We start from the raw sequence: 17,283 nt of genomic DNA, 5'->3' as shown, positions 1-17,283 counted from the left end.
GACCTGCGATAGACCAGCACGGATACAGCGAAGGCAGAAGAAGACTTTTGGGCGACATGCATTGGTACGGTTGATCGGCGTGTAGACTGTGCCTTCAAAGCAGTCGCCGCCGCGATCTATTGGGAGAGGCGAGGCAATGTCTAAATGCAGGTAAGTGTGTGTCGAAACAAGCCTTCCGGCGTCTTCACCATCCGCACTTTGCAGACATACCGCGTCTCGCTTGATATGGCGCTTGCGGGAAGGTCATTCCCCTCCGCGTCAGCGGGCTTGCAAGTCGCGCGGGGACAGTTTGGCAGCTTCGCAGCTGGATCATCGCAGAACGGCTTCATGCTGTTGTTGATGCATTCACACCCGCACTCGGCAAATGCGTGGGCATTGAAAGCGAAGACAAAGACGAGCGCAAATACCGCTGCTGGCAGTCGCATGGACGCCTCCCCCGGAAATCTCCTGGCCTGAGGGTAAGGTCGACCGATCTCGTCGAAAAGATATCAAAACGACGTATCGGCGAGGCCATCGCCACGGCCTCGAGACATCAGGCCGGCAACTGCGCCGGCGGTTCAGACCGCGATCGGCGCCTTGATCGTCGCGTCGGCGACATAGTTTTCCAGCCGGAAATCCTCGAAGCGGAAGGCGAAGAGATCCTTCACTTCAGGGTTGATCCACATGGTCGGCAGCGCTCTCGGCGTGCGCCGCAACTGCTCGCGTGCCTGCTCGAAATGATTCGAATAAAGATGCGCGTCGCCCAGCGTATGGACGACGTCGCCGGGCTTCAGGCCAGTCACCTGCGCCACCATCAAAGTCAGCAGGGCATAGGAGGCGATGTTGAACGGCACGCCGAGGAAGATGTCGCCGGAACGCTGGTAAAGCTGGCAAGAAAGCCGGCCTTCCGAGACATAGAACTGGAACAGGCAATGGCATGGCGGCAACGCCATCGCCTCCACCTCGGCCGGATTCCAGGCCGAAACGATCAGCCGCCGCGATTGAGGATTGCGGCGTATCTCCTTCAGAAGATTGGTTATCTGGTCGATCGACCCGCCATGGCCGTCCGGCCAGGAACGCCACTGCTTGCCGTAGACGGGGCCAAGATCGCCATTCTCGTCAGCCCACTCGTCCCAGATGGAAACGCCATGGTCGGTAAGATATTTGGTATTGGTTTCGCCGGCCAGGAACCACAGCAGCTCATGAATGATCGATTTCAGATGCAGCTTCTTTGTGGTGGTAACGGGAAAGCCGCGCGCCAGGTCGAAGCGCATCTGGTAGCCGAAGACGGAGCGCGTTCCCGTGCCCGTGCGGTCGCCGCGGTCGGCGCCGTGGTCCAGCACGTGCTGCAAAAGGTCGAGATACTGGCGCATCGGTTCGGCTCGATTCGGTTATTTCGTCATCATAACCGATACACCGGTGACCGAACACCACAAAGCGGCGCGAACGTTGCTTGCCCTACCACCCTTCCGGCCGTTGGCGCTGCCCGTCACCTGCGTGCCAGCGTCCTCTCCCCGCACACCAGGGAGAGGAGTGCCGTTGTGGACGATTCGCCAATCGCCAGCGTTGCGAGATTAGCGCCAGTGCTGTGGCTGCCCCTTTCTCCTGATACGGGGAGAAATGCCATGCAGGGCAATGACGGCGGCGCCGACGCCGGCAAGTTAAAAATCAGACCGCCTGCTGCCGGCCTTGCAAATCGCAGCGACCCGTCAGAGCGAACCGAGCTTTCCCAGGTCCTTGGCAACGAGGTAGTAAAAAGTCACCCGATTCTTGGTGTTGTCTGCGGCCATCGCCTTGCAGGTCTTCTCGATCGCAGCATCTGCCTTCGCCGCATCGGCGACGCCGAGCTTCTTGCCGACCCAGTTTTCCCGGACGCGCTCGAGCTCCTTGGGATCGGTGCAGGACACCAGCGAGGAATCGCGGTTCCTGAGCGCGATGCCCAGATGCTTGACGATCTTCTCGACAGTTTCGGCACTCGCCGCAGCGTCGTATTTCTTCACGTCTGCAAGATAGTCGGCCATCAAAATTCCCCTCGTCGGCGCCACGGATCCGGTCGATGAGGGCTGTGGCGCGCTCCGCAACTCGTGCGCTCGATCGGTAACTCCTCACCGCGGCAAAGCTTCGGTTGAGACCGTTCCCAAGTCAACCCTGCCGCGTCGCATTTTGACACAGGGACAAAGCACGATTGCGGTCTTTCATTTCTGGCGATGGCCCCCTATATTCGCTTGGTCGGCTTGACCGACTATGGCGATAAACTGGCGATGAAATAAGCCGTTCGGACCCGGGGGCGGTACCCGGCGCCTCCACCAAAAACCGCTCTGAAAGACGGAGCGGCTTTTGCTGGGGGCGAAATAGGATCGACGAAGGTGTAAAGATCGTACTTTTGCCCGGCATTGTACCACCGTCATCGGGCTAAACTTATAGTTGCCAACGACAACTATGCGGAAGCACGTCTCGCTGCTTAATGCAGTGCGATAGCTTCAAATCAAGCCCTAGGGGTTCGCACTTCTAGGCGGGGTTCGGAGGTACCTGGCAACAGAAACCTCCACTTCCCCCTCTTTCACCTGCATCACGCGCAACGGCACCCTCGCGCCGGCCAGACTTCGTTCGGCCGTGGGAGGCGACGCAGCGGAGCCGCGTGCCTCCTTCGACACGGGTAAAAAATGCAAAACAATTCCGACCGATTCATCGTGCTGACCGGAGGTCCGGGCTCCGGCAAGACCACCCTGATCGAAGCCTTGCGGCAAAAAGGCTTCGCCACCTCGGTCGAGGCCGGGCGCGGCATCATTCGCGACCAGTCCGCCATCGGCGGCCCCGCCTTGCCCTGGAACGATCGCACATTGTTTGCCGAATTGATGCTGTCTTGGGAGATGCGCTCATACCAGGCCGCGATCGAACAGGAAGGACCGGTCTTCTTCGATCGTGGCGTGCCCGACACGCTGGGTTATCTCCGCCTCAGCGGCCTGCCCGTTCCCGGGCACGTCGGCCTTGCAGCGAAGCGCTTCCGCTACAACCCCCGTGTCTTCGTTGCCCCGCCCTGGCCCGAAATCTTCGCTCAGGATGAAGAGCGCAAGCAAACCCTGGACGAAGCCGAGCGCACCTATCGGGACTGGTCGGCATCTACACCGAACTCGGCTATGACCTGGTACCGCTGCCTCTGGCACCGGTCGACGCCAGGCTGAAATTCGTGCTGGCCGAAACGCGATTGGCGTGAAAAAGGCCGGGATCGACCCGGCCTTTTTTCATTCTGTTGACGATCGATTACTCCGCCGGCGCCTCGACCGCCCCGCGCGAGCGGCCGAGCGTGACCTTGGCCAGCGTGAACGAAATCACCGCGCAGAGCGTGATGCCGGCGACCATCGGCAGCGGCGTGCCGTCGAAGAAGATGCCCGCGACACCCATCGCGAGCGCGCCGATGGCGAAGTGCAGCGTGCCCATCAGCGCCGAAGCCGTGCCGGCGATCTCGCCATGCTCTTCCATGGCCAGCACCGAGGTGGTCGGAATGACCAGGCCGAGGAAGCCGTAGCCGACGAACAGCAGCGCCGCCATCACATCCAGCCGGTCCACGCCGGAAGCCATGATCGCGAACAGTGCCACCATCGTCGTGGCGTAGCCGGTCACCGCCACCCATACCACTCGCTTGAGCCCGAAACGCTCGGAAAGCAGGCCTGTGAGCTGCGACATGCCGATGAAGGCGACGGCATTGATCGAGAAGAACACGCTATAGACCGAAGGCGACAGGCCGTAATGGTCGATCAGGATGAAGGACGAGCTCGACAGATAGACGAAAAAGCTCGCAATGCCGAAGCCCGCGATCGCCACCAGGCCGAGGAAATTGCGGTCGCCCATCAGGAAACGGTAGCCCGCAAGGGCGGTGCCGAAGGAAGAGCCGGCGCGTTCCTCAACCGGCCGCGTCTCCTTGAGCGAGGTCGCGAGCAGGATGGTTGCGAGCACCGCCGCGGCCGTCACGGTCCAGAACACGGCGCGCCAGCCGAAACTCTCGATGATCTGGCTGCCGGTCAGCGGCGCCAGGATCGGCGACACCGAGAACACCAGCATCAGCAACGACATCAGCTTGGCTGCTTCATTGCCGGTGTGCAGGTCGCGCACGATCGCGCGCGGAATGGCCATGCCGGCGCTGGCGCCAAGGCCTTGCAGGAAACGGAAGGCGATCAGCCATTCGATGGTCGGCGCCAATGCCGAACCGATGCCGCCGACCATGAACAGCGCAAGACCGCCATAAAGCGGTAGCTTGCGCCCGACCATATCGGAGATCGGCCCGACGACGATCTGGCCGAAGCCCATCGACAGGAAAAAGATCAACAGGCTCATCTGCACGGCGGCGGTGCCGGCGTTGAGATCCGCGCCGATCGAGGGCAATGCGGGCAGATACATATCGATGGCGAAAGGGCCGATGGCGGACAACAGGCCGAGCACGACCGCGATGCGGAGGAATTTGGGACTCATGATGTTGGCTTCTTTCGAATCTGGTTGCCGCCGCACGGCGACATATGACCCCAGGACGTTCCATCCCGTGGGATTCCGACTCTCCGAGGGCGAATTGTTCGCCTGTCCAGAGGTGAACCCCTTATACCGTGTCCACAAATTTAGACAGTCTTGTCTAAATCGTCAATCACCTCTATATAGATTTTCATGAGACCGGGCGTTTCTCCTGACAGTTTCCCGCCACGCAGCCACGAGGCCAAGCGCATCTCGGTGGTCGACGCCGCCGCTTCCGTGTTCTGCCGCGAGGGCTTTGCCGGCGCCAACATCGACCTGATTGCTGCCGAGGCGGGTGTCTCGCGCCAGACCGTCTATAACCACCATGGCGACAAGGAGAAGCTCTTCATCGCCGTGGTCCGCGATCTCACCGAGCGCTGCAATGCCGGCATCTTCGCCACCATCGCCACGTTCCCGGATCAGCCCAGCGATCTGGAAGCGGATCTCATCGGTTTTGCCGTGCGCCTGAACCAGAACTGCATCTGCAATCGCGACGGAAAGTTCCTGCGCAAACTGATCCAGACCGAAGGCGAACGCTATCCCGAACTGTTCGCCGAATGGCGCGAACAGGGCCCGGGGCGGACCTGGCCGGCAATCGCCGCCCGCTTCGCCCGCCTTGCTTATGGCGGTTACCTCGCGATCGACGATCCCGACGTCGCGGCGCGGCAGTTCCTCGGCCTCGTCAATGCTGAATTGCAGACGACCTTCATGCTCGGCGGCACTCCGGCCGAGGACGAGGTCGTGCAATCGGCGACAAATGGCGTGCGCACCTTCCTGCGCGCTTTCGGCAAGCGCCCCTCCCCGGCCAGCGTCAAGAAACACGCCGCGCTTGCCAACGCGTGACATTGCGGGGGACGCGCGATCAAATCTCGGCAATCGTCCTCGCTTCCTCGCGGCGGCGGTCTATATGCGGTTTACGCCGCGCTAAAGCTTGATTACAGCTATGCGGACGATTCAACGGAACCCGACCGCCACATGGCCGACGACCACATCCGCTACGACATTCTGGCCCAGGAGGCGTTGCGCGGCGTCATGCGCAAGGTCCTGGCCGAGGTCGCGCGCACCGGCCTCCCCGGCAACCATCATTTCTTCATCACCTTCCTGACCGGCGCGCCAGGCGTGCGCGTATCGTCGCGGCTGCGCGAGCGCTATCCGGAGCAGATGACCATCGTCATCCAGTTCCAGTATTGGGACCTGAAGGTCACCGAGACCGGTTTCGAGGTCGGGCTCTCCTTCTCGGACGTGCCCGAAAAACTCGAAATCCCGTTCTCGGCCGTGCGCGGCTTCTACGATCCGTCGGTCAACTTCGAACTCGAATTCGACGTCAAGACCGAAGGCCAGTCAGATGACGAGCTGGCTTCCCAACCGGCACCCGAACCGCTCGCCATCGTCACCGAGAAGAAGCCGAAGGCGGAGAAGAAGACCGCCGAACCCGAGAAGAAGGCGGCCGATGCCGATGCCGCCAAGGGCGCCGAAGTCGTCTCGCTCGACGCCTTCCGCAAGAAATAAGCCTTCGGGTCGCACGTCATGGCCGACATCGTCAATCTGCGCCAGGCCCGCAAGCAGAAGGCAAGGCTGGAGAAGGAGCGCACTGCCAGCCAGAACCGCGCCCTGTACGGCCGCTCCGGGGCAGAGAAGGAACGCGACCGCCTGGTTGCCGAGAAGGCCGAGTCTTTCGTCGCGGGCCATCGGCGTCAACCGTCGCCCGATCCGGACCCCAAATGAGCTTCAGGTGAGCCCGGTCGAAAAACGCTCGGTGACGATCCGCGGCCACCGCACCAGCTATTCACTCGAAAAGCCTTTTTTTGACGACCTTGTCGCCATCGCCGTCGCGCGCAATCTGACCCTTGCCGCGCTGGTCGCGGAAGTCGACGAAACCCGGCCGCGCGACACCAATCTGTCCTCGGCGCTTCGGATCCATGTACTGGCCTGGGCGAAGCGCGGCCGCGCCTGATGCCGGGCTCCGTCAGACAGCGCTTTCCTGTTTCCCGCGGCGGGTGCCGAACCCCAGCAGGGCCGTGCGATCGCGCTCTTCCGCCTGCTTTCTGGACCTGACGCGCATCAGGTCCTTCCAGCCGACGTAACCGACCAGCGTTCCGTCGTCGCGTGCCACGACCGGCAGATGCGACACGTTGGCCATCAAGAGCTTGTCCGACAGGCCTTCCAGATATTCATCGGGATAGGCAAGCGTCACCTTGCTACCGGCCAGCAAGTCGCCGAGCGTCGTCGTGCGGTGCTTGCCGGCGCGCCGCCAGCGCAGGATCGCCGGCGGGTCGATGAGACCGAGCACCTGCCTGTTGCCGTCAATGACCGGAAAGCTCGGATGACGCGTCTCCGGCGCGGTCAGGAACGCCGCTGCGCCATGCAGGGTCATCGTCGCCGGCACGCTCTGGACTTGCGTGGTCATCACTTCGTGCACCCTGGTCAGCGCGAACGGATCGACCCGGTATTCGCGCACCAGATGATGCCCTCGCCTGGCGATCTTCTCGGTCAGGATGGAACGTTTCATCAACAACACCGTCACCGCATGAGCGGCGGCGCAGGCCGCGATCAGCGGTACCAGCACATGCGTGTTGCCGGTCAATTCGACCGCGAAGAAGGTCGCCGTCAGCGGCGCGCGCATGGTGCCGCCCATGGTCGCCGCCATCGCCAGCAGCGCCCAGAAGCCGGGATCGGCCGCCGGCAGGAAGCCGGCCAGCACCGCGCCCATCGCGCCGCCCATGATCAGCAGTGGCGCCAGCACGCCGCCCGAGGTTCCCGAGCCCAGCGCCACCGACCAGATGACGGCCTTAACGACCAACAGAAGGAGTGCCGCCGTCGCGACCGTACGGCCGTCCAGCATGTTTGATATGTTGTCGTAGCCGACGCCGAGCGCCTGCGGCTCGATCAGGCCGCCAATGCCGACGACGAGGCCGCCGAGCATCGGCCACCACATCCAGTGGATCGGCAGCTTCTGGAAACCGTCCTCGCAGGCATAGACCATCTGCGTCAGCAAGGCAGACAGGAGGCCGGCGGCAACGCCGATCAGGACCCAGCCGCCAAGACCGGCAAAGGAAATCGCCATGCCGCCCTGAAACGGAAAGATCGGTCCCGGCATGTGCAGCATAGTGCGCTCGACCTCCGCCACGATGGCAGCGACCGCCACCGGAATGAAGCTGCGCGGCGTCCATTCGAACAGAAGCAGCTCCACCGCCAGCATAATGGCGGCGATCGGCGTTCCGAACACGGTGGTCATGCCCGCAGCGGCGCCCGCCACCAGCAGCGTCTTGCGCTCATTGTCGCTGACCGGCAGCATCTGCGCGATCAGCGAGCCGATGGCGCCGCCGGTCATAATGATTGGGCCCTCGGCGCCGAACGGTCCGCCGGAGCCGATCGAGATCGCCGACGACAGCGGCTTCAGCACTGCGACCTTGGCGTCCAGGCGCGAGCGCCCGAGCAGGATCGCTTCGATCGCTTCGGGAATGCCGTGGCCACGGATCTTCTCGCTGCCGTAGCGCGCCATCAGGCCGATGATGAGTGCGCCGATCACCGGCACTGCGACGGCGGCATAACCGAGCGGCGTGTCCTCCAGCTTCAGGTCGGCGAGCGTGAACTGACCGAAATAGGCGACGTTGGTGGCGAGCCGGATCAATTTCAGCAGAATGATGCCGGCAAACAGCCCGGCCGTCGCCACCACCACCGCGATGCCCGCGATCAGCAACACCCTGGCGTCGGTGGTGAAATCGCGCAGATGTCCGGGACTGCCCTGTTCGGTCTTCATTGCCTGCCTGCTTTCCGTGGCGTGTCGCTGTTGGAGGATCGGCAAACCTTCAAAACGGCTTTGCCGGCGGCTATGTATCGTAATACGATATAAATATTCAAGCGGGCCTGGCCCGAAATCGTTTGAGCTTTGGCCGAAACGGCAACACATGTCTGATATGTCGCATCCGCAAAAACCCCGCCCCGCCATCAGCCAGGCCGACTACCAGCGGCTGTCGGAGTTCCGCTATCTGATCCGCCGTTTCCTGGAATTCAGCCAGCTACAGGCTGAAGACGCCGGTTTGACTCCGCGCCAACATCAGGCGCTGCTCGCCGTCAAGGGTTTTCCAGGCGGAGGCCCGGTAGCCATAGGCGACCTCGCCGAACGCTTGCGCATCCGTCATCATAGTGCCGTCGAACTCGTCAACCGCCTGTGCGAGGCCGGTCTGGTCGTCAGGGATCAGGACAAGGACGACCAGCGCAAGGTGCTGCTGCAACTGACCGAGCGGGCCGACGCCTGCCTCGCCGACTTGTCGGCCGCGCATCTCGACGAGCTTTCGCGCATCGAACCCATGCTGAGGAGCGTGCTCGCCCGAAAGGATCGAGATACGCTCCAGAAATAAGTTTTCGTAACCTAGCTGAATGGAGGCTATGCCATGTACAACATCTGGTTTTCCAAGGCAGTCCCGGTTTCCACAGGCGTTACTGGCGACGTTCGAAATCTGTCCAATGCCGAACAAGCTCTCGACCTTCTTACCAATCACTGGCGCGATGCCGGAAGCATCAAGCATAAGGCTGCGCTGCGGGCGTGCCGGCAGGCCATGAACGGCGGCGTATCGGCCGACATCGCCAGGGATGCTTTTGTCGAAGCCGCGAGGGAAGCGCGCATTCTGGTCGAATAACTGCCGCGCATGGCCTGTGGCCTTCTCGGCGCAACCGGACGCATGACATACCGTCGTCGATCGACGGAGAGCGCACGATAGATCGCGACAGCCGTCAGCAACGCGCCGTCGTCCATTTAACTTGCGAAGCCCGACTACCACCGGGAAGAAGGGGCATGACGGGCGCATAAGAAATTCCGGAACCCCCGAATCCTTTGGCTCCGCCGCTTCGTCTTGGACATGAGCGACCTGCAAGGTGCAGCGCCGCCAGAGGACCGGACAAGATGAAACACCATTTGATACGTTACAGGACGAAACCCGAGTTGGCCGACGAGAACGAGAGGCTGGTCAAGGCCGTGTTCCAGGAATTGCGGGATAAATCGCCCGAAGGGTTCCGCTACATGACATGGCGGTCCAGCGACGGTACCTTCTTCCATCTGGTCGAAGCGGCAACCGAGGAGCAGGCCGGCACCCTTCCCGGGCTGGCGGCGTTCGAGACTTTTCAGAACGGCATCAGGGATCGCTGCATCGACCCTCCGCATCGCGAGGCGATGACGGTGGTGGGCAGTTACCGGATGCTGGACCAGTAGGCGGTCAAGCGATGTAGAGAACGGCGGGCGTATGAACATCCTCATTCCTGGCGAGCACCGCGCGCTCATCGAACGCCTGTTTGGGGAATTGCGCCCAAAGCTGCACCGCTATTGTGCGCGCATGACAGGTTCCGTCTTCGACGGCGAGGACGTGTTGCAGGAAGCGCTGGCCAAGGCGTTCGAGGCTTTGCCGAACGCCGGCCAGATCGCAAATCCGGAGGGCTGGCTGTTTCGCATCGCGCACAACACGGCACTCGATTTCCTGCGCCGGCGAGCCCGCGAAAAGGCCTTTTCCGATGAGGATCCGGACATGATCGTCGACCCGGCCAACGCCACCTTCGACCGTCAGGCCGCTGCCGCCGGCCTGCACACCTTCATGCGCCTGCCCGTCGCGCAGCGCAGCAGCGTCATCATGATGGACGTTCTGGGTTATTCCCTGCAAGAGATCAGCACCGCGCTGGACACCAGCATCCCCGCCGTCAAGGCGGCGCTGCATCGTGGCCGGGGCCGTTTGCGCCAGCTCGCCGCCGAGCCCGACGATCGGCCGGTTCCCAGGCTGAGCGTCTCCGGACGCCTGTTGCTCGAAGCCTATATCGATCGCTTCAACGCCCGCGATTTCGACGCCGTGCGCGACATGCTCGCCGATGAAGTTCGCCTCGAGCTGGTGGCCAGGACGCGGTTTACCGGACCCAAGGAAGTGACCACCTATTTCCACAACTATTCCCGCGCCCACGATTGGCGTTTTGTGCCGGGATTCGTCGAGGACAGGCCGGTGGTCCTCGTTCACGACGGCAACGATCCGGCTGCGCGACCAGCCTATTTCATCCTGCTGGTCTGGCAGGACGGCAAGCTTGCCGCCATCCGCGATTTTCGCCACGCCCGCTACGTCGCCGAAAGCGCCGAGCTGCTCGCTCTTTGAGCGATTGAGGGAAATCCCCTCCCTACTGCCCTACTGCCCTACTGCCCTACTGCAAAGACTTCAGCAAATTGTCGATCGTAGACGGATTGAACTGCGGTTTGGCCGGAGGCGGATTGTCATTGGCCACCGGCGGTGCCGCCGGTTCCGGCGTCGGCGCCTGCTCGGTGCCCTTGCGCTCCGCTTCCATCCTTGCCTTCTCCTGCGAGGCGGTCCGCATCGCCTCTTCGGCCTTTGCCTTGGCATCCGCCTCGGCTTTGGCTTTTGCCTCGGCATCCGCCTTGGCCTTGGCCTCTGCTTCGGCCTGCGCCTGTGCTTCCGCCTCGGCTTTCGCCTTTGCGTCGGCCTCGGCCTTCAGGCGCGCCGCCTCCTGTTGCCGTCGCAGCTCCTCGGCCGCCTTGTCGCGCTGGTCCTGCAACGCAGCGTAGTAGCGCACCTCGCGCCGCAGCCGCTGCTTCTCCAGCAACGCGGCCTGCATCGCCTCGACCCGCTGCTGCTCCTTCTCCAGCGCGCGCTGTATCAGGAACTGCGCCAGCGGTTCGCTGTCGAACTGCCGTTTGACGGCACCGAACGCCCCCTCGGCGCTGAAATTCATCGCCGGTTCGGAACCGACGAGCGCCTCGTCGCCAGGCCGGTAGGTGACCGCACCCTTGGCGGAGACCATATCGGCGTTGAGATCTGCCGTGATGTCGGCGGACAAGGTCGCCGAAGGATTTTCGAGGCTGATCGGCGGCGCCCGCAGCGTGCCGCCTGCAATGGTGAAGGCGATTTCGGCATCCTTTGCCGCGAAACTGCCATCTGCCGCGATAGCAGGGGCGAAGCCGGCTATCTTGGCTGCATCGATATCGCGCCCGATCGCGTCCGCCTTGGCGAGGAAAGTGCTGAACGCATCGGGATTGACGCCGGCGACCGTGACGCCCTTCAGCGCCGCCGTGCCCGAACCCGACAGAGCGGCGATCATCGCGTCGACCGATTTGCCGCTTGTCGAAAACGCCGCCGAGACATCCCCCTTGCCATCGATGCCGGCATCCGGCAGCACGGCTGGCAGATCGGCGTCCGCGAGCTTCATCTGGCCGGTGAAAAGCCCGGTGCCGTCATTGTTCTTCAATTCGAACAGGCCGGTAAGCGCACCCCCAAGGAACTTGGCCTTGAGATCGGACACGCGGATGCCTTCCTGGTCGAGCTTCAGCGACAAGGCTGCGTCATAGGCGGTCGCGAATGGTCCTGCGGCAAGGGAAGCCGTGGTCAAGTCGAGATCGGCCATGAACGGAAGGCTGGATTTCTGGCTGAACGGAGCCGACGGCCACACACCGCCTTTATTGTCTCCGCTCTTGTCCGTGAACGCGGAATCGCCGAACAGCGCCACTGCCATCGGGTCGAGATCGAGTTCGTCGAGCGACAGCGCGCCGGCCAGATGCGGCACGCCATCCTTGCCGTCAATCCCCTTCTTGACGTCGATATTCACGTCACCCGAAACCGCAGCTTCGTTGATGGCGGCATTGAGGCCTGAGAGCACCAGTAGGCCGTTGCCGTAATCGGCCTGCGCGGTGAGCGACGTCGACATGCCTGTTCCCATGCCTGGCAGGCCCATGCCTGATGTCATCAACCAGGGCTCGATGTCGGCCGCATCGAGGCTGACCTTGCCCTTTGCGACCGGACCTTGCGGTGTGTCGGCTACGGTGCCGTCGAAACCGGCGTTGAAGTCGTTGCCGGCAAGGCTGAAGCTCGTCGCCAGGCCGCCGCCCAGCGTACCCTTGGCCTGGATGTCGGTGCTTGCCTCGCCGAGCATGCCGAGCGGCAGCGCCGGCAAGCCGTAAAGTGCCAGCAGTGCGGTGGCGTCGGGGTTCCTGGCATTGAAGGTCAGCGCCACAGGCGCTTCAAGAAGCTTGTCGACCGCTCCCTTCCCCGACAGTGAGGCGGAAAAGGACGATCCGCCGGCCTTGCCTTGCCCGCTCACCGCAAGCCCCGTTGTGCCGTCGCCATTGTCGGCGGCACTCACCACAAGATCGACGCGTGAATCCTGGAACAGGTCGGGATAGGCAGCGGCGCGGCTTGCCAGTCCCTTGAGCACGGCATTGTCGGCATAGTGCTGCGCCGCCACGTCGATCAGTGGCTTCAGGTCTACGGCGACCACGGAGGCGTCAAGCTTGCCGGTCGGACTCGCCGGAAAATCCTTGATACGGCCGGTGGCGCTGATCGACGCGCCAGCCAGCCCGCCCACCGACAGCCGGTCGATCTCAAGCAGCCCGTCGCGCAGCCTGAGCGCTGTGTCAACCGTATCGGCGGTCAAGCCTCCGGCGCTGACCGGTCCCGCCTTGATCTGGAAATCGAGATCGCGGTCGGCAAATCGGTTGGCGCCCTTGTCGCTGATGAAGATCGAGACGAAGGCCGCCAGCCCGTCGACATCGAGATCGCCGCCTTCCAGCCGCATCAGCACCGAGGGCCTGGCGTCGTCGGGCTGGCTGGAGTCGATGCGGCCGGAAAACGTCGCCTTGCCCAGAACCAGTTCGAGATCGCTGAAGGCCTGGCGCTTTTCGGAGAGATCGACCTTGGCCCGGAAGCCGGCGGCGGGCAGACGCCGGATCGCCTCGTCGACGTCCTTCGACAACCAGGCAGCGAAGCCGGAAGGCTGCGCCACGGCCAGCAGCAGCGAACCGGTGAAGCCGAAATGGTTCTCGACGCTGAGCAGGCCGTCGGCTTCCAGCGTGGCGCGGCCGGGCAGTGTCGCGGCGAGCGATTTCACCGACCAGCCGCCATCGACCGGCTCGGCGGAAAGATGAACGTCGCGAACCGTGGTGTCGCCGGCCACCACGGCCGGCAACCTGACCTCGACCGTTCCGGGAATGGTCGGCTTGGGCAGGTCGAGCAACGCCTGTTCCAGTCCGGCAATGCGCTGATCCAGTGTCAAGCCGGCGCCCGCCGCCGCACCCACCGCCTCGTCGAACTGCACCTGCGCGCCATTGGCCTCGATGGCGAAGCTCGGCTTCTGGCCGAGATCGACCGAGGCCTTGCCGTCGGCGGTATAGGGGTTGTCGAGCGGCCCGGTCTCGAAGCGGAATTCATCGATGCCGAGCTTCTGGTGATCGAGCGCGAATTTGCCGTTGACCCGAAAGCCGGGATCGGACTTGCCGGTGGCGACCTTCACCGTCTCGCCATCGGTGCCACGCAACTGGGCCGAGTTCTTGTCGGCGCCGGAAATCTTGAACTGTCCGGAGTAGACGGCGGCGCCGTTGACGATGCCGGCATTGCCGTCGGTTTCGATGACCAGTGGATAGGCGTCGGGATCGGCCTTGAGCCGAAACCGCATCTGGCCATTGCCTTCGACCTTGCCGGTGGTGGCGGCAACCGTCGTGCGCAGGCCGTCGAACCTCAGCGTGCCATCCATGCGCCACGGGCCCGCCAGCGATTTGGCCGAGATGGTCGAATTGATCTCGGACATGATGTGGCTGCGTCCGCCGGCGGCATGACGCAACTCGATCTGCCCTTCCGTCACCGTGAGCTTCTCGATCGAGATCTGGTTGAGGTTGAAGGGCGAGGACGGCCGCATCGCCCAGTCGACAGTGCCATTGGCGGCGATGTCGATTGTCGCTTTCGGCCGCACCAGCCGCATGTCGAAGATCAGCACCTCGCCACGCAGGAACGGCGCCAGTTCCGCATCCATCGAAAACGTCTCGACCGTCATCGCCGGCTGGCCGGCGGGGCCGCCGGCAACGGCGACATTGGAGAAGGTTACCGATGGAAACGGCAACAAGCGCGCCGTGGCGGCGCCCTGCACGGTCACCTTGCGGCCGAGAATGGCGCTCGCTTCGCGCTCGAACTGCGCCCGATAGCCGGACCAGTCGACAAAATACGGCCCCACCAGCGCCGCGCACAGCACCAGCACGAACAGGCCACCGAAGATCACGAACAGGCGTGCGAGCATCAGCTCCGAACGGTTTGGTTGAAATCAGCCGCACTCTACCCGCATCCGCGTGTCGATAAAGAGGCAATTCGATCGTCGTCGGCGACAATCACGGACGGCGTTCAATGTTGCGCGGTCGCTCGTAGTCGCGATACCCTGCTTTGGGCGTGCTCGTCCTGTTCCGGCCGCGGCGTTTTCCGATCCGGGGTCGTCTGAAAGAATCCTGGAAAAGCGGAGAATTGGGGATGTCGGGGAAGAACTGGGACCGTGTGCCGATCGATGCGCAGAGCGTCGACGCGCCGCTTTCGCAATCGGCGATTTTCCTTGTCGTCACCATAGCCGATGAACAGCCGGTTCTCGCCGGGGTTTGTTCCGTGCTCGGCGACCTTGACGACCTGGTCAAGACTGTCGGGTTCCGCGACCTCGGCGGCCGCCTGTCGTGCATTGCCGGGATCGGCCGCGATCTCTGGGATCGGCTCAGCCCCGGCCGGCGGCCGGCGGAGTTGAAGCCGTTCGCGCCGATCAAGGGAGCGGTTCACGCCGCGCCGACGACGCCCGGCGACCTTCTCTTCCATATCCGCTCCGAGCGGCCCGACATGTGCTTCGAGTTCGAGCGTATCCTGCTGGACAGGCTTGGTCCCGGCGTGACCGTCGTCGACGAAGTCTCGGGCTTCCGTTATTTCGATGCCCGCGACCTGCTCGGTTTCGTCGACGGCACAGCCAACCCAACCGGCCTCGATCTGCCCGCCTCGGCGCTCGTTGGCGACGAAGATCCCGATTTTGCCGGCGGCAGCTATGTCGTCGTTCAAAAATATCTGCACGATCTACAGGCGTGGGCGCGAATCTCCACGCCCGTGCAGGAGGCGATCATCGGCCGAACCAAGATCGACAACATCGAAATCGATGATGACGAAGCGCCGCGCAAATCGCACAAGTCGCTCGCCACCATCGAGGATGCCGACGGCAACGAACATGACATATTGCGCGACAACATGCCGTTCGGCCGGCCGGGGCAACGGGAATTCGGCACTTACTTCATCGGCTATTCGAGGTATCTCTGGGTGATCGAGAAGATGCTGCAGCGCATGTATGTCGGCGACCCGCCCGGCGCCTACGACCGGCTGCTTGATTTCTCCACCCTTCACACCGGCACGACATTCTTCGCGCCGACACGGCCGATGCTGCAGGTGCTTGCCGAAGCAGCGCCAGAGAAGTTGGCCAGTCGGTAGACGGCACACGCAGCGTCAAAGCCTGTCGACAGGTGTCGGCCGAGAAGCGTCTGCCGTGCTTCGGCGTGCTGGGGAGACCAGCACGCGATCATCGGCGTCATCAGTGCGAATTCAACGCGCGTCGCGCTTTGCCTGCGCCACCTTGGCCGCCTTGCGTTGTCGGCCGAGCTCGGCCGGCCGAACCAGATTCGGCGTCCTCTGGTTTGGCACGGCCCGCATGCCCTTATGCGCGGTGCGCGCGTTGAACGCTGGACCGTCCGTCGGCGCTTTCTGTTTCAGGGCCAGCGCCTTGCGCGCGCTGTCGACCAATGAAATGCGCGCCGTCAACTGGCGGCGCCGTTCGGCCTCGCCATTCAGCCGCCGCATGGCCATCGCCAGCACCGCAAGCTTCACCTGAGAGCCGCCGTCGGCCTTTGAAGCGACAGCCCCTTTCGGTGTGCCCTTGCCCCGGATTTCGCGCCGGCGACGATGCGCCTCGGTCTGCGCCTTGTCGCGCCGCTCCCGCAGGCGTTTGACGAGGCCGGACAGATCCGCGTCGGAAAGGTCCTGGACCGCCGGATGGTGCGATTTCTCCACCAGTTCGTGTTCGTCGGCACTCAGCGCGCGCGCTTCTTCCTTGCGTGAAATCGCCATGACACCACTCCTCCGCTTGGGCTGCCCGTCTCGTTCAGACCTCCCGCGCACGGAGTCTCGGCCCGAATGCCGGCGCGGTCAAGACGATCTGCGCTGGCGGCTCCCTCTCAGGCACCGGAATGGGCATCGACACTGTAGGAATACACGGGATAGTCCTCACCGATGGCAGCTCGTACGCGCCCCAGCCACGCCTCGAATGCCGGGTAATCTGTGAGCGAAAAACCGCAATCCTCGGCCCGATGGCTGTACGCATAAACCGCGATATCGGCGATCGACAGCTGCTTCCCGACAAGAATGCGGTCTCGGCGAGGCTGCGGTCCAGCGCGTCGAGCGCGCGGGTGCCGGCTTCCCGTTTTGCCGCGACCATGCCCTGGTTGCGTTCGAGCCGCCCGGTCAATGTCCAGAAGCGCAGAGAGCCGATGACCGGCTCGACATGATATTGCTCGAAGAACAGCCACTGCATGACCTTCGCGCGCTCATACCCATCCGCTGGAAGAAAGCGCGTACCTTCGGCGAGATAGACGAGGATCGCATTCGACTCGGCGGTCGTGCGACCGTCCTCGCGCTGGAGAACGGGAACGGCCCCAGCCGGGTTCAGATCGAGGAAGGCGTCGGTGCGGCTCTCGCCCTCGAAAATCGAGACGATGCGCGTCTCATGCGGGATTTTGAGCAGCCCGAGCAGAACACGCACCTTCCAGCCATTCTGCGAAGGCAGATAGTCATAAAGCGTCAGCATGGGTGATCCCTTTCCCCGATGAGAGGATCGTGTTCTGCACCTTGTCCGCGACAAGCGCATTCCGATTCTTGCGCATTCGCTGGAAGGCGGGAAAATGAGACCTGGTCACGCATGCCAAACGGCAGGCCTGCGATCCTTTAGGCAATTCGTCGGCAACTCGACCGATGTCCGCGGTCCACT

Annotated in this window: 15 protein-coding genes, 1 other RNA gene and 2 pseudogenes; 11 read left to right on the top strand and 7 right to left on the bottom strand. The window is 63.2% G+C overall.

Going from position 1 to position 17,283, the window contains the following annotated elements; all coding sequences use genetic code 11:
- Positions 1–557 precede the first annotated feature (557 nt).
- Both LB566_RS23025 and LB566_RS23020 read right to left on the bottom strand, forming a co-directional pair.
- Positions 558–1,352, bottom strand: a complete 795-nt coding sequence (locus LB566_RS23025; RefSeq protein WP_224627337.1) for a thymidylate synthase — start codon at positions 1,350–1,352, stop codon at positions 558–560.
- 336 nt (positions 1,353–1,688) lie between these two features.
- Positions 1,689–2,000: a DUF2853 family protein gene (locus tag LB566_RS23020; RefSeq protein ID WP_140554449.1), complete on the bottom strand. Its 312-nt coding sequence runs from the start codon at positions 1,998–2,000 to the stop codon at positions 1,689–1,691.
- 168 nt (positions 2,001–2,168) lie between these two features.
- Between LB566_RS23020 and ssrA the strand changes: the two genes are divergently transcribed.
- Together ssrA and LB566_RS23010 are read left to right on the top strand one after the other, a co-directional pair.
- Positions 2,169–2,529: a transfer-messenger RNA gene (gene ssrA, locus LB566_RS23015) on the top strand.
- Between the two features lie 113 nt (positions 2,530–2,642).
- Positions 2,643–3,193, top strand: a pseudogene (locus tag LB566_RS23010) (AAA family ATPase).
- A gap of 47 nt (positions 3,194–3,240) precedes the next feature.
- Here LB566_RS23010 and LB566_RS23005 read toward each other — a convergent pair.
- Entirely contained in the window at positions 3,241–4,446 is a 1,206-nt protein-coding gene (locus LB566_RS23005; protein ID WP_224627327.1) for a multidrug effflux MFS transporter, read from the bottom strand.
- A 186-nt stretch (positions 4,447–4,632) separates the two neighbouring features.
- Here LB566_RS23005 and LB566_RS23000 point away from each other — a divergent pair, with 186 nt between their 5' ends.
- The 4 genes from LB566_RS23000 to LB566_RS22985 all read left to right on the top strand — a co-directional run bounded on the left by LB566_RS23000 (position 4,633) and on the right by LB566_RS22985 (position 6,433).
- Entirely contained in the window at positions 4,633–5,322 is a 690-nt protein-coding gene (locus tag LB566_RS23000; RefSeq protein ID WP_224627325.1) for a TetR/AcrR family transcriptional regulator, read from the top strand.
- A 132-nt stretch (positions 5,323–5,454) separates the two neighbouring features.
- Positions 5,455–5,988, top strand: a complete 534-nt coding sequence (locus LB566_RS22995) for an SspB family protein (protein ID WP_140554444.1) — start codon at positions 5,455–5,457, stop codon at positions 5,986–5,988.
- A gap of 18 nt (positions 5,989–6,006) precedes the next feature.
- A complete protein-coding gene (locus LB566_RS22990; RefSeq protein ID WP_140639163.1) occupies positions 6,007–6,204 on the top strand; it encodes a DUF4169 family protein in 198 nt (65 codons plus the stop codon).
- A gap of 7 nt (positions 6,205–6,211) precedes the next feature.
- Positions 6,212–6,433, top strand: a complete 222-nt coding sequence (locus LB566_RS22985) for a ribbon-helix-helix domain-containing protein (RefSeq protein ID WP_140554441.1) — start codon at positions 6,212–6,214, stop codon at positions 6,431–6,433.
- A gap of 12 nt (positions 6,434–6,445) precedes the next feature.
- On the opposite strand, the gene LB566_RS22980 is transcribed toward LB566_RS22985, so the two are convergent.
- Positions 6,446–8,239, bottom strand: coding sequence for a chloride channel protein (locus LB566_RS22980; protein WP_224627323.1), 1,794 nt, complete (start codon positions 8,237–8,239; stop codon positions 6,446–6,448).
- 148 nt (positions 8,240–8,387) lie between these two features.
- Here LB566_RS22980 and LB566_RS22975 point away from each other — a divergent pair, with 148 nt between their 5' ends.
- The 4 genes from LB566_RS22975 to LB566_RS22960 all read left to right on the top strand — a co-directional run bounded on the left by LB566_RS22975 (position 8,388) and on the right by LB566_RS22960 (position 10,607).
- The gene (locus LB566_RS22975) at positions 8,388–8,840 is read left to right on the top strand and encodes a MarR family winged helix-turn-helix transcriptional regulator (RefSeq protein WP_224627321.1); all 453 of its coding nucleotides are present in this window, start codon (positions 8,388–8,390) and stop codon (positions 8,838–8,840) included.
- A gap of 33 nt (positions 8,841–8,873) precedes the next feature.
- On the top strand, positions 8,874–9,119 hold the full coding sequence (locus LB566_RS22970) for a DUF982 domain-containing protein (RefSeq protein WP_224627311.1): 246 nt from the start codon (positions 8,874–8,876) through the stop codon (positions 9,117–9,119).
- Positions 9,120–9,382: 263 nt separating this feature from the next.
- The gene (locus LB566_RS22965; protein WP_140554435.1) at positions 9,383–9,688 is read left to right on the top strand and encodes a hypothetical protein; all 306 of its coding nucleotides are present in this window, start codon (positions 9,383–9,385) and stop codon (positions 9,686–9,688) included.
- Positions 9,689–9,719: 31 nt separating this feature from the next.
- On the top strand, positions 9,720–10,607 hold the full coding sequence (locus tag LB566_RS22960) for a sigma-70 family RNA polymerase sigma factor (protein ID WP_224627309.1): 888 nt from the start codon (positions 9,720–9,722) through the stop codon (positions 10,605–10,607).
- Between the two features lie 46 nt (positions 10,608–10,653).
- On the opposite strand, the gene LB566_RS22955 is transcribed toward LB566_RS22960, so the two are convergent.
- Positions 10,654–14,526 (bottom strand): AsmA family protein, encoded by a 3,873-nt coding sequence (locus tag LB566_RS22955; RefSeq protein WP_224627307.1) that lies wholly within the window; start codon positions 14,524–14,526, stop codon positions 10,654–10,656.
- 224 nt (positions 14,527–14,750) lie between these two features.
- Here LB566_RS22955 and LB566_RS22950 point away from each other — a divergent pair, with 224 nt between their 5' ends.
- A complete protein-coding gene (locus LB566_RS22950) occupies positions 14,751–15,734 on the top strand; it encodes a Dyp-type peroxidase (RefSeq protein WP_224627303.1) in 984 nt (327 codons plus the stop codon).
- 111 nt (positions 15,735–15,845) lie between these two features.
- On the opposite strand, the gene LB566_RS22945 is transcribed toward LB566_RS22950, so the two are convergent.
- Both LB566_RS22945 and LB566_RS22940 read right to left on the bottom strand, forming a co-directional pair.
- Positions 15,846–16,367, bottom strand: a complete 522-nt coding sequence (locus tag LB566_RS22945) for a hypothetical protein (RefSeq protein ID WP_224627301.1) — start codon at positions 16,365–16,367, stop codon at positions 15,846–15,848.
- A gap of 107 nt (positions 16,368–16,474) precedes the next feature.
- Positions 16,475–17,103, bottom strand: a pseudogene (locus LB566_RS22940) (glutathione S-transferase family protein).
- Positions 17,104–17,283 lie beyond the last annotated feature (180 nt).

The sequence above is a fragment of the Mesorhizobium sp. CA13 genome, from assembly GCF_020165235.1.
Lineage (GTDB): Bacteria > Pseudomonadota > Alphaproteobacteria > Rhizobiales > Rhizobiaceae > Mesorhizobium.
Note: the sequence above shows the minus strand (reverse complement) of the source record. Positions and strands in the feature narration are given on the sequence as shown.

Bases quoted from the DNA above. Each gene is read 5' to 3' on its own strand.
- LB566_RS23025 (WP_224627337.1), bottom strand. From the start codon at position 1,352: ATGCGCCAGTATCTCGACCTTTTGCAGCACGTGCTGGACCACGGCGCC.
- LB566_RS23020 (WP_140554449.1), bottom strand. From the start codon at position 2,000: ATGGCCGACTATCTTGCAGACGTGAAGAAATACGACGCTGCGGCGAGT.
- LB566_RS23005 (WP_224627327.1), bottom strand. From the start codon at position 4,446: ATGAGTCCCAAATTCCTCCGCATCGCGGTCGTGCTCGGCCTGTTGTCC.
- LB566_RS23000 (WP_224627325.1), top strand. From the start codon at position 4,633: ATGAGACCGGGCGTTTCTCCTGACAGTTTCCCGCCACGCAGCCACGAG.
- LB566_RS22995 (WP_140554444.1), top strand. From the start codon at position 5,455: ATGGCCGACGACCACATCCGCTACGACATTCTGGCCCAGGAGGCGTTG.
- LB566_RS22990 (WP_140639163.1), top strand. From the start codon at position 6,007: ATGGCCGACATCGTCAATCTGCGCCAGGCCCGCAAGCAGAAGGCAAGG.
- LB566_RS22980 (WP_224627323.1), bottom strand. From the start codon at position 8,239: ATGAAGACCGAACAGGGCAGTCCCGGACATCTGCGCGATTTCACCACC.
- LB566_RS22975 (WP_224627321.1), top strand. From the start codon at position 8,388: ATGTCTGATATGTCGCATCCGCAAAAACCCCGCCCCGCCATCAGCCAG.
- LB566_RS22970 (WP_224627311.1), top strand. From the start codon at position 8,874: ATGTACAACATCTGGTTTTCCAAGGCAGTCCCGGTTTCCACAGGCGTT.
- LB566_RS22965 (WP_140554435.1), top strand. From the start codon at position 9,383: ATGAAACACCATTTGATACGTTACAGGACGAAACCCGAGTTGGCCGAC.
- LB566_RS22960 (WP_224627309.1), top strand. From the start codon at position 9,720: ATGAACATCCTCATTCCTGGCGAGCACCGCGCGCTCATCGAACGCCTG.
- LB566_RS22955 (WP_224627307.1), bottom strand. From the start codon at position 14,526: ATGCTCGCACGCCTGTTCGTGATCTTCGGTGGCCTGTTCGTGCTGGTG.
- LB566_RS22950 (WP_224627303.1), top strand. From the start codon at position 14,751: ATGTCGGGGAAGAACTGGGACCGTGTGCCGATCGATGCGCAGAGCGTC.
- LB566_RS22945 (WP_224627301.1), bottom strand. From the start codon at position 16,367: ATGGCGATTTCACGCAAGGAAGAAGCGCGCGCGCTGAGTGCCGACGAA.